Annotated in this window: 10 protein-coding genes; 6 read left to right on the top strand and 4 right to left on the bottom strand. The window is 57.0% G+C overall.

Going from position 1 to position 13,952, the window contains the following annotated elements:
* Window positions 1–307: 307 nt before the first annotated feature.
* Window positions 308–1,864: an acyl CoA:acetate/3-ketoacid CoA transferase gene (locus tag PY311_RS10155; RefSeq protein WP_286148566.1), complete on the bottom strand. Its 1,557-nt coding sequence runs from the start codon at window positions 1,862–1,864 to the stop codon at window positions 308–310.
* 53 nt (window positions 1,865–1,917) lie between these two features.
* The gene (locus PY311_RS10150; protein ID WP_286148563.1) at window positions 1,918–2,718 is read right to left on the bottom strand and encodes an enoyl-CoA hydratase-related protein; all 801 of its coding nucleotides are present in this window, start codon (window positions 2,716–2,718) and stop codon (window positions 1,918–1,920) included.
* Between the two features lie 401 nt (window positions 2,719–3,119).
* Between PY311_RS10150 and PY311_RS10145 the strand changes: the two genes are divergently transcribed.
* The 5 genes from PY311_RS10145 to PY311_RS10125 all read left to right on the top strand — a co-directional run bounded on the left by PY311_RS10145 (window position 3,120) and on the right by PY311_RS10125 (window position 10,314).
* The gene (locus PY311_RS10145) at window positions 3,120–4,538 is read left to right on the top strand and encodes a sigma-54 interaction domain-containing protein (protein WP_286148561.1); all 1,419 of its coding nucleotides are present in this window, start codon (window positions 3,120–3,122) and stop codon (window positions 4,536–4,538) included.
* Between the two features lie 33 nt (window positions 4,539–4,571).
* Window positions 4,572–5,927, top strand: a complete 1,356-nt coding sequence (rpoN, locus tag PY311_RS10140) for an RNA polymerase factor sigma-54 (protein WP_286148560.1) — start codon at window positions 4,572–4,574, stop codon at window positions 5,925–5,927.
* A gap of 313 nt (window positions 5,928–6,240) precedes the next feature.
* A complete protein-coding gene (locus tag PY311_RS10135) occupies window positions 6,241–6,705 on the top strand; it encodes a MarR family winged helix-turn-helix transcriptional regulator (RefSeq protein WP_286148559.1) in 465 nt (154 codons plus the stop codon).
* On the top strand, window positions 6,699–8,435 hold the full coding sequence (locus tag PY311_RS10130) for an ABC transporter ATP-binding protein (RefSeq protein WP_286148557.1): 1,737 nt from the start codon (window positions 6,699–6,701) through the stop codon (window positions 8,433–8,435). The genes PY311_RS10135 and PY311_RS10130 overlap by 7 nt, the downstream gene beginning before the upstream one ends.
* Before the next feature lie 94 nt (window positions 8,436–8,529).
* Window positions 8,530–10,314, top strand: a complete 1,785-nt coding sequence (locus PY311_RS10125) for an ABC transporter ATP-binding protein (protein ID WP_286148565.1) — start codon at window positions 8,530–8,532, stop codon at window positions 10,312–10,314.
* Between the two features lie 912 nt (window positions 10,315–11,226).
* On the opposite strand, the gene PY311_RS10120 is transcribed toward PY311_RS10125, so the two are convergent.
* Entirely contained in the window at window positions 11,227–11,865 is a 639-nt protein-coding gene (locus PY311_RS10120) for a transposase (RefSeq protein ID WP_286148556.1), read from the bottom strand.
* Between the two features lie 40 nt (window positions 11,866–11,905).
* Complete coding sequence (locus tag PY311_RS10115; RefSeq protein WP_286148555.1) at window positions 11,906–12,325, bottom strand: IS110 family transposase; 420 nt, start codon at window positions 12,323–12,325, stop codon at window positions 11,906–11,908.
* Window positions 12,326–12,703: 378 nt separating this feature from the next.
* On the opposite strand from PY311_RS10115, the gene PY311_RS10110 reads away from it, so the two are divergent.
* A complete protein-coding gene (locus tag PY311_RS10110; protein ID WP_286148554.1) occupies window positions 12,704–13,858 on the top strand; it encodes a tyrosine-type recombinase/integrase in 1,155 nt (384 codons plus the stop codon).
* Window positions 13,859–13,952 lie beyond the last annotated feature (94 nt).

Here is a 13,952-nt window from a genome sequence, read left to right as displayed (position 1 = left end):
GGACGGATCATGGGGTGATCCACCCAGTTGTCGATCTTCTCGCCGAACATATAAACGCGGGTGTTCAGCTTCCGCAGGGAGTCAATATACTCCTGAGGTGTCATCAGTGCCATATTTTCTTATCCTCCTGAAAATTTTGGGGTTGAATGAAATGGTAGCTCCGGAGCTGTTTCGGATGGGGCAAGTCGGCCCGGAAACCGGAAAAATGTGCCTGTGGGACAGGCCATGCCCGCTCTGCGGGCAGAATCAGAGCGTCCCGCCGTACCGAGGCGCGGTGGGACGCCCGGAAATGCTTGAAAAAATATGCTTACGTATCCGCAAGGCCCATGCATTCCTCGCGGAAGATGCGCTCGTCCATGAGCTTGAGGTCATCGCTGATTTTGGGCATGAACTCCATCTGATCAAGAATTTGCGTCTGGAGATCAATGCCGGGAGCAACCTCAATGAGCGTTACGCCCGCGGGCCGCAGCTCGAACACGGCGCGCTCGGTGATGTACAGAACGGGCTGGTGGACCCGGTTGGCGTAGTCACCGGAGAAGGTGACCTGCTCCACCTGCCGGACGAACTTTTTTCTTGTGCCTTCTTGCTCAATGACCAGCCGCCCATCCCGGCACTGGGTTTCAAGCCCCATAACGGTGAACGTGCCGCAGTAAACAACCTTTTTGGCGTTTTGGGTGATGTCGATAAAGCCGCCGGCTCCGGCAAGGCGGGTGCCGAATTTGGAAACGTTCACATCGCCGTTGGGCGCGGTCTCGGCAAGACCGAGGAACGCCGCGTCCAGACCGCCGCCCTGATAGAAGTCAAACTGGACATTCTGATCCAGAATGGCCATGGAATTGGCCGCACCGCCGAACTGAGCGTCGCCGCAGGGAATACCGGCGATGTGGCCGGATTCAACGGTCAGGGTCATTCGGTCGGTGATGCCCTCCTCGGCGCAGACACCCGCGATTTTTTCGGGTGCGCCGGTGCCGAGGTTCACGATGGCGTCCCGGGGCAGCTCCATGGCGGCCCGGCGGGCAATGACCTTTTTGACGTCCATGGGGAGCGGGGGGATATAGTCCGTTGGAATACGGAACTCCCCGGCCAAAGCTCCGTCATAGGGCATACCGAGGCATTGGCTGTTGTCCTCGGGAGCGCCCACCACAACGGCGTCCACGTAGATGCCGGGAATCTTCACCAGCCGGGGGTCCAGTGTGCCGCCCTGCACAACCTTTTCCACCTGCACGATGACGATGCCGCCGGAGTTCTTGGCGGCCTGACACTGGGCGGTAATGTCCAGAGAACCGATCTCGCGGTGGACGGTGCAGTTGCCGTATTCATCAGCATAGGAGGCACGGACGAGGCATACATTGATGGGAATGGGCTTATAGAGCAGGCGCTCCTGCCCGTCAATGTTCACCAGCTTGACAAGGTCCTCATGGGTGCGGGCGTTCAGCTTGCCGCCTCCGAGCCGGGGGTCCACAAACGTGTTCAGGCCCACATGGGTGATGGTGCCGATGCTGTGGGCGGCGATGTCCCGGTACATGTGGGTGATGACACCCTGAGGCAGATTATAAGCCTCCAGCTTGTTAGCCAGCGCCAGCTCACCCAGCTTGGCGGTGCGGCCCCAGTGGCCGCCCACCACGCGCCGGCACATCCCCTCGTGGCCGAAGCGGTCGCCGCCGGTGCCGTTCCGAAGCCCCTGACCGGCTGCAAAAAACAGCGTCAGGTCCCGGGGATGGCCCGTTTCAAGAAAGCGCTTTTCCAGCGCCTTTGTCAGCGCCTCGGGGCAGGCGCAGCTCACGAAGCCGCCGGTGGAAACGGTATCTCCGTCCTTGACCATCAGGGCTGCTTCCCCGGCGGTGATAATACGTACCTTTTTAATAGCCCGAAGCCTCTTTTCCGGATATTTGAAAAGCTGCCGCTGCGCACAGGCGCTTACTTATTCTGGAAGTGCTTTTCCTTGCGCTTTTCCAGAAATGCGCTCATGCCTTCCTTTTGGTCGGCAGTGGCGAAGCACATGGCGAACAGCTCGTTTTCCAGAGCGATGCCATCATCAATGTCCATCTGCATACCGCGGTCAATGCAGGCCTTGGCATACTTCACGGCGATGGGAGCGTTGGCGGTGAAGGACTTTGCCATGGCAACAGCGCCGTTCAGCAGCTCCTCGGGGGCGTACACGGCGTTGACCAGACCGATTTCCTTAGCCTGCTGTGCGTCGATCATCTTGCCGGAGAAAATGAGCTCCTTGGCCTTGGCGATGCCCACGCGGCGGGGGAGACGCTGGGTGCCGGAGAAGCCGGGGGTGATGCCGAGGCCAACCTCGGGCTGGCCGAACTTGGCGCCGCCCTTGCCCTCGGCATTAGGACCGGCGGCAAGAATGATGTCACAGCTCATAGCCAGCTCACAGCCGCCGCCCAGAGCGAAGCCGTTGACAGCGGCGATGGTGGGAATTTCCAGCTTCTCGATGCGGCGGAACAGAGCGCTGCCGCGCTGGCCCCACTTGCGGCCTGCGGCCACATCCATAACATACTGCTCACCGATGTCGGCGCCGGCCACGAAGGAACGGCCCTCGCCGGTGATGATGAGCGCGCCCAGCTCGGCGTCCTTCTCCACCTCGGAGATGGCCTGCTCCAAATCGCTGACAACAGCGGAGTTCAGCGCATTCAGCGCCTCGGGGCGGTTGATGGTCAGAATCCCAATGTTGTCCTGCTTTTCGTAACGAATCGTCTGATACATGGAAAATTCCTCCTTATAATATCCGGAGATGCCGGACTGGGGCAGCCCGACGCTCCCGCATGGTCATACGCTGAAATATATAGCAAATTATATGCCAACTTTAACAAGCTGTTTTGAACAAAATGGAGCGAAAAATTCCATGTAATTTGTGAGAGCTGACGGGAGGGACCTTCGGGATTTCGCTCGCATTTCCTTTACTTGCCACAAAAATCGACGCGGTATTCATTTTTGAATAGACAAGTGAACCCATGGAAATCCTATCCTTTTGGCAGAACTACAAAAAGACAGCCGTAATTTTTTGACAAAATTCACCTTTGAATTTTTGAAAAGGGCCTTTTTATTCAAAAATGAATATGCTATAATCACAAATGAATAGATATCGACTTCAGGAGGTAGGCTTCATGACCAATTCCCCGGAATTGCCCCAACTGTTTGAGGATGACATCAATCTCAACGGCCTGTTTGATATTTTAAACCCGGAAAACAATCTGGTCCTTGCGGATGACATGATGCTCTCCGACGCGGAGGGCGTCATTCTCTGGGTCAGCGAGAATTATGAAAAGAACTTCGGCTTCGCCCATGGCTCCATTGTGGGAAAATCCGCCTTTGACCTGGAGCAGGACGGCACGTTTAATCCCTGTATTACAGCGGAGGTGCTGCGGCAGAAAAAGAAGATCACCACAACCCAGACCATCAACCGTGTTCACAAAAACGTGATGACTGTGGGCATCCCGCTGTTTGACAAGGCGGGGGCGCTGAAATACGCCGTGTGCTTCAACACGGTGTCCATGGAGCAGATCAACGTTATCCAGCAGAATTACCGCAATCTGCAAAATTCCTTGCAGCAGTACACGCAGGAGATCGCGGAGCTGCGTATTCGGGCTACCTCCACCTCCATCGTGGTGAAAAGCGCCGCCATGCAGCGGCTGTGGACACTAATTCAAAACACGGCCAACACAAAGGCCAACATTCTCATCACCGGCGAGACCGGCGTGGGTAAGAGCGCCATCGCCAAGGCCATCCACAATATGAGCAGCCGGGCCAACGGCCCCTTTATCGAGGTCAACTGCGCCGTGCTCCATGAAAACCTCATCGAATCCGAGCTGTTCGGCTACGAAAAGGGCGCGTTCACCGGCGCGGCCTCCGGCGGCAAGATCGGCAAGATCGAGCTGGCTAACCACGGCACGCTGTTTTTGGACGAGATCGGCGAGCTGCCGCACCATATCCAGTCCAAGCTCCTGCAGCTCATTCAGGAAAAGACCATTGAGCGGCTGTCCGGCACCCGGCGCATTGAGCTGGATTTCCGGCTGCTGGTAGCCACGAACCGCAATTTGGAGGAGGAGGTGCAGCGGGGCCTGTTCCGCTCCGACCTCTTTTACCGGCTGAATGTCATCCGCATTCACATCCCGCCCCTGCGGCAGCGGCCGGAGGACATTCTGCCGCTGGCTCATCAGTTTTTGGAGCGTTTTTGCGGGGAGTACGGCAAGCAGTTGGCCCTCAGTCCCCGGTTCGTGGCGTTTTTGGAGCAATACCCGTGGCCGGGCAATGTCCGTCAGTTGGAAAACCTGATGGAGCGGCTGGTCATCACCGCACAGGACCCCATTCTGGATGTTACGGCCCTTCCGGTGGAGTTCACCGGCGGTGATACGCCCCTCCCGGCTCCCACCGGCACGCTGGCGGAGCGGATGGACGCCTTTGAGGGGCAGATCATTCGGGACTCCTACCGCCGCTGCGGCACCACCGTGGCTGTGGCTAAGGAGCTGGGAATCTCACAGGCCACCGCGGCCCGCAAAATCGCAAAATACGTGAAAATGCCGTAAAATCGGAAAACCAACGGCTGAAAGGAGTGCATCATGAGCCTGCTGTCCTTAAAAACAGAATTACGGCAGGAGCTGAAGCTGACGCCCCAGCTTTTGCAGTCCATGGAGGTCCTGCAGATGAACTCGCAGGAGCTTCTGGACTATCTGGGGCGGCTGTCGGAGGAAAATCCAACGCTGGAGCTGTCCGATTCCGCCGACCTCCGCTCCGCCTATGAGAGCCTGCGGCAGCGGGCAAGCTGGCTGGACGCCGGGACGTTCGGCAGCTCCTTTGCCCATGAGGAGGATGGGCCGCCGGAGCCGGGAGCCGTGGACCGGGCGCTGGAGAGCCTCAGCGCGTTCCTCTGCGACCAGTTGGAGCGTAAGCGGCTGCCAAAGCCCATGCTGGCCCTGTGCAAATATATGGCGGAGCTGGTGGATGAGGACGGTTATCTGGCGCAGGAGGATCTGGACGGTCTGACGGAGCTGAAGATACCGGCAGATATGGTGGAGCAGGCGCTGGATACGCTGCAATCGCTGGAGCCTGCCGGTGTAGGCGCCCGGGACCTATCGGAGTGCCTGGTGCTTCAGCTCAGCCGCCAGAAGCAGCCCGTTCCCTATGCCATGGACATCGCTGCCCGGTTCCTGACAGAGCTGGGTCGGGGCCACTACGGCCCTATCGCAAAGGCACTGGGGGCTGATATGGCGGAAATTCAGGCGGCGGAGAAGGCCATTGCCGCGCTGGCCCCCCATCCCGGCCGGGCCTTTGAGCCGACGGAGCCGACAGTCTACGTGCGGCCGGACGTATTCGTGGTGGAACTGGACGGAGAATTGCGGGTGGTGCTGAACGAATACTATCTGCCGAAAATCTCCGTGAACCCCTATTATGAAAATATGGCCCGCAACGGCGATGACGCGGAGGCCCGGACCTATTTAAGGGAAAAGCTGCGGCAGACAAAATGGCTGCTGGAGAGCATGGAGCGCCGGGGCAGCACGCTGCGCCGCTGCGCGGAGGCAATTTTGGAGACCCAGCGGGCTTTTTTCGAGGGAAAGACTACGGAGCTGATCCCCATGAAGCTCACCACGCTGGCAGAGGCTCTGTCACTGCACCCCTCTACCGTCTCCCGGGCCGTGCGGGATAAGTACCTGCAATGCCGGCAGGGGACGTATCCTCTGCGCTATTTCTTTAACCGCGCCGTTGGGCAGCGGGGTATGTCCCGGCAGGCGGTGAAGCAGCGCCTGCTGCTGCGGCTGAAGGACGAGGACCCGGCCCATCCCCTCAGCGATCAGGCCCTTTGCGCTCTGCTGACCGGGGAGGGCATTTCCGTGGCCCGCCGCACGGTGGCAAAGTACCGCATGGAGCTGGGCATCGGCACCGCCTCCGCCCGCCGAAAGCGGCGGGGAACAAAATAAAATCCCGCGCAGCGGGAAAAAGCAGAAAGGCGAACGGCTGATGCCGTTCGCCTTTCCGTGTAAGATAGAGAAAAGAGAGGGAAAATAGATATTGGTTAAACTTGCTTCGTGAGTTCATCATACGAGTGGAATATCCAAAAGTCAACAGGTGAAAGAAAACCTTCATAAATTGTTCACAAGTCAGGGATGAACCGCAGCTTTCGTTCATAAAACGTTCAAAAATATCATGAGATTTGGTGATTGACATTCGCTGGAAATCATGTTAATATTTAGCACGCTAATAATTAGCGGACTAACGAATGGAGGGACTGACATGGAAAAGGACTGCCAATACCTCTCGTGGGAAAACGCGCCCATCGGGCCGCTGCTGGGCCATGCGGCCCATCTGGCCCGGGAGCGGATGGATGTCCGTCTGGCCCGGTACGATGTGACCCCGGCGCAGACCCATGTGCTGCTGTATCTGGGAGAGCAGTCGGGACCGACGCCCCAGCGGGACGTTGTAGAGCATCTGCGGGTCAAGCCGCCGACGGCCAACGGTATTCTTGACCGTCTGGAGGAAAAGAAGCTGATCTGCCGCAGGGCGGACCCGGAGGACCTGCGGCAAAAGCGGGTGTGCCTGACGGAAAAGGGCCGGGAACTGCGCGTGCGCCTACAGAACGCCTTTCAAGAAGGAGCGGCGCTGACGCTCCACGGTCTCAGCGAGGAGGAGACCGCAGTGCTGCGGGGGCTTTTGAACCGCATTATCCAAAACTTAGAGGAGGATCGTATCTCATGCTGAAAAAACTTGGACCATACGCAAGGCCCTATTCCAAGTGGATCGTACTGGGCGTTGCGTGCAGCGCCGCCGAGGCGATTTTTGAGCTGCTGATTCCGCTGGTAATGGCGGACATCGTGAACATCGGCATCGAAACAGCCGACCAGAATTATATTCTGCGAAAGGGTGCGCTGATGGCGGGGATGGCGCTGGTCTCGCTGTGCTTCGGCCTCGGCAGCGCCGCATTTTCCTCCATCGCAGGACAGGGTTTCGGCGCGGAGCTGCGGCGGGCGGAGTATGAGCACATTCAGGACTTCGCCTTTTCTAACATCGAAAAATTCTCCACCGCATCCCTTGTGACCCGGCTCACCAACGATGTGAACAATATGCAGATGACCCTCATGATGGGAATGCGCCTGTTGGTGCGGGCCCCGGTGATGCTGGTGGCAGCGCTGGTGCTGTCCATCCGGCTGAGCCGCCAGCTGAGCAACGTGTTTTTAGCAGCCATTCCGCTGCTGCTGGTGTTCATCGCCCTGATCTTGACCAAGGCGGGACCGCTGTTCCGGGCGCTTCAGGAGCGAACGGATGCATTGAACTTAGTGGTGCAGGAAAATCTCACCGGCATCCGGGTGGTGAAGTCCTTCGTCCGGGAGGCCCATGAGGAGGAAAAGTTTGCCGAGAAGAACAACGGCCTGAAAAATAGCTCCATGCGGGCCTTCGGCATGGTGGTCATCAATATGCCGGTGATGATGCTCATTGTTTACAGCACCATCATCGCCGTCATGTGGTTCGGCGGCAAAATGGTCTACGCCGGGACACTGCCGGTGGGTGACCTCACCGCCTTCTTTACCTATATTACCCAGATTTTGATGTCCTTGATGATGGTTTCCATGATGTTCATGATGATGACCCGCTCCATTGCCTGCGCCAAGCGTATCGCGGAGGTGCTGGATGAAAAGCCCGCCATCACCAATGACACCGCCAAGGCGGACGCCGTTGTGGAAAACGGCAGTATCGACTTTGACCACGTTTCCTTCAAGTACAATGCGGAAAGCCCGGAGTGGGTGCTGCGGGACGTCAGTCTGCACATTCCCAGCGGGGCAACCGTAGGCATCTTAGGCGGCACCGGCAGCGGCAAGACCAGCCTTGTGAGCCTGATTCCGCGGCTGTATGAGGCGCAGGAGGGCACCGTCTCCGTAGGCGGACGTCCGGTAGCGGACTACACCATGGAGCATTTGCGGGAGTCCGTCAGCGTGGTACTGCAAAAGAATACCTTGTTTTCCGGTACCATCCGGGAAAATCTGCTTTGGGGCGCTCCCAACGCCACGGAGGAGGAGCTGTGGGCAGCGTGCCGCGCCGCCTGCGCCGATGAGTTTCTGGAGCGAATGCCCGACGGTCTGGACACCGATCTGGGACAGGGGGGTGTCAACGTCTCCGGCGGACAGAAGCAGCGGCTGTGCATTGCCCGTGCTATTTTGAAAAGACCGAAGGTGCTGATCTTAGATGATTCCACCAGTGCCGTGGATACTGCCACGGATGCGAAGATCCGGCAGGCGTTCCGGCAGGACCTACCGGGTACCACGAAGCTCATCATTGCCCAGCGGGTGACCTCTGTCATGGACGCAGATCTGATTTTAGTGATGAACGACGGCGCCGTGGTGGCACAGGGTACCCATGAGGAATTGATGAAGGCCTGCGATATTTACCGCGAGGTCTATGAATCCCAACAGGAAGGAGTGAGCATCGGTGGCTGAAAGACAGACAAGACGGGGACCCGGCGGTCCCGGCAGCGGCCCTCGGGGCGGCTTCCGCAAGCCCAAGGACCTGCGGGGTACGCTGAAAAAGCTCATGGGCTATCTGGGGCGGTATAAGCCGCTGCTGATGATCGTGGTGGTGCTGCTGTTCATCAGCTCCGCCTGCTCCGTGGCGGGCTCGTACCTCATTAAGCCCCTCATCAACGATTATATTCTCCCCGGCGATTTTTCGGGGCTTGCGAAAATGCTGGCAGTCATGGGCGGCGTGTACGCTGTGGGCGCCCTGTGCTCCTATGGCTACGCCCGCATCATGGTCCATGTGGCGCAGAATACCGTGGCAAAGCTCCGGGCGGACCTGTTTGACAAAATGCAGCGCCTCCCCCTGAAGTTTTTCGATACCCACACCCACGGCGAGCTGATGAGTCGGTATACCAACGATATTGAAACAGTGTCCGAGGCGCTGAATAACAGCTTTGCAAGCCTCATTTCCTGCTCGCTGACGTTCCTTGGCACCGTGGCAATGATGATCGTCCTCAGCCCCATCCTCACTGCTGTAACGTTTTTGATGCTGGCGGTGATGCTGCTGGTGGTCAAAACCATCGGCAGCCGCAGCCGCCGGTACTTCGCCGCCCAGCAGAAGGCTATCGGCGATGTCAACGGCTATATCGAGGAGATGATCGAGGGCCAGAAGGTCATTAAGGTTTTCAACCATGAGGACGCCGCTAAGGCGGGCTTCAATGGGCTGAATGAAACGTACCGGGATGCGGCTACCCGGGCGCAGGCATACGCCGGTGCCATGATGCCCGCCATGGGGAACCTCGGTCACATTAACTATGCGCTCACCTGCTGCATTGGCGGCCTGCTGGCCATCCGCAGCGGTGATTTAGGCGGTCTTGCGGCGTTTTTGAATTACACAAAGCAGGTGAGCCAGCCTATCACGCAGATCTCCCAGCAGGTGAATACCATCCTCTCCGCTGTGGCCGGCGCGGAGCGCGTCTTTGAGATTTTGGAGGAGACCCCGGAAATCGACAACGGCACCGTAACGCTGGTACGGGTGACGGAGAGCCGGGACGGAACGCTGACCGAGGCCTCCTTCGATACTGGCGCGTGGGCTTGGAAAAAGCCGGACGGTACGCTGGTCCCCCTCCGGGGCGATGTGCGGTTTGACCATGTGGTGTTCGGCTACGATGACCGCAAGATCATCCTTCACGATATTTCCCTGTTCGCAAAGCCGGGCCAGAAAATCGCCTTCGTAGGCTCCACCGGCGCGGGCAAGACCACCATTACCAGCCTCATCAACCGCTTCTATGAAATTCAGTCCGGCACCATCACCTATGACGGTATCGATGCCCGGGACATTCAAAAGGATTCCTTGCGGCGGTCCCTGGGCGCGGTGCTGCAGGACACCCACCTCTTTACCGGCACGGTGGCGGACAATATCCGCTATGGCCGCTTGGAGGCTACGGATGAGGAGGTGGAGGCCGCGGCCCGTCTGGCGGGGGCGGATACCTTCATTCGCCATCTGCCCCACGGCTACGAGACCGAGCTCACCGGCGAGGGCGAGAGCCTCAGTCAAGGCGAACGGCAGCTTTTGAATATCGCCCGTGCCGCCTGTGCCAATCCCCCGGTGCTGATTTTGGATGAGGCCACCAGCTCCATCGACACCCGGACGGAAAAGCTCATTGAAAAGGGCATGGACCGCCTGATGGCGGGGCGCACGGTGTTCGTCATCGCCCACCGGCTCTCCACCGTCCGCAATTCTCAGGCTATCATGGTGCTGGAGCAGGGACGTATCATGGAGCGGGGCAGCCATGACGAGCTGATTGCCCAGCATGGCCGCTATTACCAGCTCTATACCGGTCAGGCGGAGCTGTCTTGACAGCGGGCCGCAGTTTTTTGGCAAAGTGGGCTTCGGCAAATTGAAAAATAAAAGCAGCGCCGCGCTTCCGAGGAAGTGCGGCGCTGCTTTTTCGCCTTGCTAAAATAGACCGCCGCAGGTATAAGCCTGCGGCGCAAAAATCAAATCTATGTGAGCAGAGCAAGATGTGAGCATTGAGGAACAAAGCTTTTCAGGATGCAATCAAAGCAGATTTCCTGACCGCGGCCCGAAAAAATGCTGCTTTAGGGTAAATGTGTGTGGCGGATTTTGGAGTGCGTTGAACGAATGTTGAATGCTTCGGAGCAGGGCTGAAGTTAAAAACGTTTAAAGGTTAAGAAATTAAGAAAAGTACCGCATTCCAAAAGGAATGCGGTACTTGAGACTGTCGATAAAGTGGTAAATCCTCCACAACGGTAAGGAAGGGTGTGCGCGGGAAACCCAAGAAGGGTGTCCTGCGCCATTGAAATCCTTAGTTTTCAGAACTTTTATGAAGTTCTGAAAACTTGTTCAGCGGGGAGAAAAGACTTTTTCGACACGCTGAAGTACCGCATTCCAAAAGAAATGCGGTACTTTTATGGTTGCGGAGACAGGACTCGAACCTGCGACCTCCGGGTTATGAGGCAGTCTCAAGCACAAATCGGAGTCATTTCGGCTCTGATTTGTGCTTTTTACCGCCGTTCGCTCGGCAGATTTTCCATTGTTTCCGTCCGGCCCTGCCAGTTCCAACCTGCTAAAGAGTCAAGACCCAATTAAAAGAAAAGTTATCGGCGGAAAAAGAGCATAGCAAAGCAGAGGCGGCAAAACGGATTGCTTGGCCGCCTCAAATAAAGTATTGGAGATCTCAGCTTATTCTTGCCGGCAAGCTGCGGTAGAACTCTGTGACCTTGCCATAATAGACTCGGAGGAACTTATTCAGACCTGCCACCATAGCAAGTCTACCGATTTTCCCTTCACCGCGTTTTTCTCAATGAATGTAAAGATCGGATCGTTTGCTGGTTTGTGCATCACATAGCTCTGCATGACTTCATACCCGGTCTTACGCAGATAGCGATTTCCCCGCTTGGAGATATGCCGGTTATTCGCGCGGAATTTGCCGGACTGGTACGGCGGCGCATCAATGCCGGCGTATGCGATGAGTGCCCGCTTGCTGTGGAAGCGTCGGACATCTCCGATCTCCGCGATCAGGCGCGGAGCCAGCGTGTCCCCGATGCAGGGCATTTCACGCACAAGAGAATATTCCGGCAGGGTCTTGGCGAGCGCTTGCATCTGTGTTAAAATAGCGTCATGGGACGCCTCCACTGTGTGGAGGACTCGTATCGCTTCCGTAATGACGATCTGTGTGGATGGTGCATTGGGAAGCACAGGGATACCGTTTTGAGCTGTGGCAAAGATGAGCACTGCCATACGTTCGCGATTGCGGTATCCCTTTTTTTCCGCCCATTTGCAATCATCCTTCCGAAAGCGCGTTTCTCCCATTTTGAGGATGTGAGCGGTGTGATGATACCGCAGGACAAAGTCCGAAAGCTTGTGCCGTCCGGCATGGTCGTTCATGAGCTCCTGCATACCGGGCAAAACCTGGTCACAGAGGGCGTTAAAATCGACCTTTGCCTTGATAAGGCTGAAGCTCCCGATATGTATCCTCCGGCAGTCTGGTCGGTTGAAGCTCCTGCCAATAGGCCAGGCCGTACAAAGCAATCTGCATAGCGTCGCTTCGATCGGTCTTCACCTTGCGGATACTTTGCGAGCAAAATCTTTTCATCCGCAGCGAGTTGACGACGGAGATGAATATTCCGTTCTCCAACCATGCGGCCACCACCGGGCAATGGTAGCTGCCGGTGCTTTCCAAAACGACACGAACCTCTTCACCGCTGCCGCGCAGCAGTGATACCAGCTCCGACATCCCTTCCCTCGTGTGCTGAACTTCAAACGGAGTGTACACGATTTCTCCTCCCGGCTTCATTCCGCACACGGTACTTTTTCCTTTGGACACATCGATCCCGATACTGAGCATGGGCATTCCTTCTTTCCTGATAAAATATTGCAATGCTTCCGCACCGGCTTATTACGATTCAAATTGGTTCGTGACGCGCACGCGGCATAGCCGGAGCAACCTGCTCAATCGAATCTTTATAATAAGAGGGCGGAGGACTGTTTACAGCCCGAGCGCTTGGCTCACCAAAGAAGCCGTCCATCCATTGCCCTCCCATTATAACAAAAATAAGCATAGCATCCGAGGCTTCATATACGCTTCGGGTGCTATGCTTATTTTGTACCAAACAAAGAAAAGAGCGATGCAAAGCAGATGATAACTTTCTGATAACGATTCCTCTTTTCAGTAGCTTTCCTCTGCTGGTTACGGTATTGTTCGTTGGCAAAGGAGGCTGATTTTATGCCGAAAAGACGAGCAAACGGGGAAGGGAACATCCGTAAGAGGAAGGACGGCCGATGGGAGGGGCGGTACACGGTCGGTCACGATCCAGAAACAGGAAAATCCATCATCAAAAATGTCCTCGGCAAGACGCAAGCGGAAGTCAAGGAAAAACTGAAGAAAGCCATCGAGGAAAATGTGGGTATCGACTACGGGCGGGCCAAGAACTACACCGTGGGTAGCTGGCTGGAGGTATGGATGGAGAACTACGCCAGAGTAAAACTCAGACCGTCCACCTTCAAAACCTCGCAAGGCTTTCTGAAAAACCACATCAAGCCGCAGATCGGCGGCATCCCGCTGGCAGACCTGACCTCTCTGGACTTGCAGCGGTTCTACAAGCACCTGCTGGACGGCGGCAGAGTTGACCGCATCGAAGCGAAAAAGAAGCCGAAAGGTCTGGCACCAAAAACGGTGCGGAACATCCATCAGATGATCGGCTCGGCGTACAATCTTGCCATGGAGCAGCGCCTCGTCACGAAAAATCCGGCACAGGGCTGTGCGTTACCAAAGGGGGAGCACAAGGAGATGAAAACCCTGACCGCCGACCAGCTCAGCGCCTTCTTCCAAGAGGCCAGGGACAGCGGCGTGTACGAACTCTACTACCTCGACCTTGCCACCGGACTTCGGCGGGGCGAACTGCTGGGTCTAAAGTGGACAGACGTTGACCTCGACCGTGGTGTGCTGAAAATCCAGCGGGCAATTTCACGGCAGAACGGCAAAGTAGTCGAGGCCCCGCTGAAAACGAAAAACGCCTACCGCACACTGCCATTGTCGGCAGACGCGATCAGCGTTCTGAAAATGCAAAAGTGCAAAGTCGGAAACAGCGAGTGGGTATTTCCGCCACCAACAGGAGGGCCCATGTCCCCGGACAGCGTACTGCATATGCTGCAAAGAGTTCTGAAACGCGCGGGGCTGCCCCGCATCCGTTTCCACGACTTCCGCCACACCTTCGCAACCATGGCGCTCCAAAACGGCGTGGACGTGAAAACGGTCAGCAGTATGCTGGGTCACTACTCGGCGGGCTTCACGCTGAACACCTACACCCACGCCACGGCCCAGATGAAGCAGGACGCCGCGGATGCCATCGGCGGGGTCATCAGCCAGCAGATGCGGTAAATACGGCAAAAGAATACAGGGCCGGACAGGAAAAATCCTGTCTGGCCCTGTCCGGTGCTTTCCAGCCCTCTCCCGTTTGGGACCTTGGGTCAGC

The organism is Neopoerus faecalis (assembly GCF_029218125.1).
In the GTDB taxonomy this organism is placed as follows: domain Bacteria; phylum Bacillota; class Clostridia; order Oscillospirales; family Oscillospiraceae; genus Oscillibacter; species Oscillibacter faecalis_A.
The sequence above is the reverse complement of the archived record's forward strand: the minus strand, read 5'-3'. Positions and strand labels throughout refer to the sequence as shown.

Excerpts from the sequence above, each read along its gene's own strand:
- PY311_RS10150 (WP_286148563.1), bottom strand. The coding sequence starts at position 2,718 with ATGTATCAGACGATTCGTTACGAAAAGCAGGACAACATTGGGATTCTG.
- PY311_RS10145 (WP_286148561.1), top strand. The coding sequence starts at position 3,120 with ATGACCAATTCCCCGGAATTGCCCCAACTGTTTGAGGATGACATCAAT.
- rpoN (WP_286148560.1), top strand. The coding sequence starts at position 4,572 with ATGAGCCTGCTGTCCTTAAAAACAGAATTACGGCAGGAGCTGAAGCTG.
- PY311_RS10135 (WP_286148559.1), top strand. The coding sequence starts at position 6,241 with ATGGAAAAGGACTGCCAATACCTCTCGTGGGAAAACGCGCCCATCGGG.
- PY311_RS10130 (WP_286148557.1), top strand. The coding sequence starts at position 6,699 with ATGCTGAAAAAACTTGGACCATACGCAAGGCCCTATTCCAAGTGGATC.
- PY311_RS10125 (WP_286148565.1), top strand. The coding sequence starts at position 8,530 with ATGGGCTATCTGGGGCGGTATAAGCCGCTGCTGATGATCGTGGTGGTG.
- PY311_RS10120 (WP_286148556.1), bottom strand. The coding sequence starts at position 11,865 with ATGAACGACCATGCCGGACGGCACAAGCTTTCGGACTTTGTCCTGCGG.
- PY311_RS10115 (WP_286148555.1), bottom strand. The coding sequence starts at position 12,325 with ATGCTCAGTATCGGGATCGATGTGTCCAAAGGAAAAAGTACCGTGTGC.
- PY311_RS10110 (WP_286148554.1), top strand. The coding sequence starts at position 12,704 with ATGCCGAAAAGACGAGCAAACGGGGAAGGGAACATCCGTAAGAGGAAG.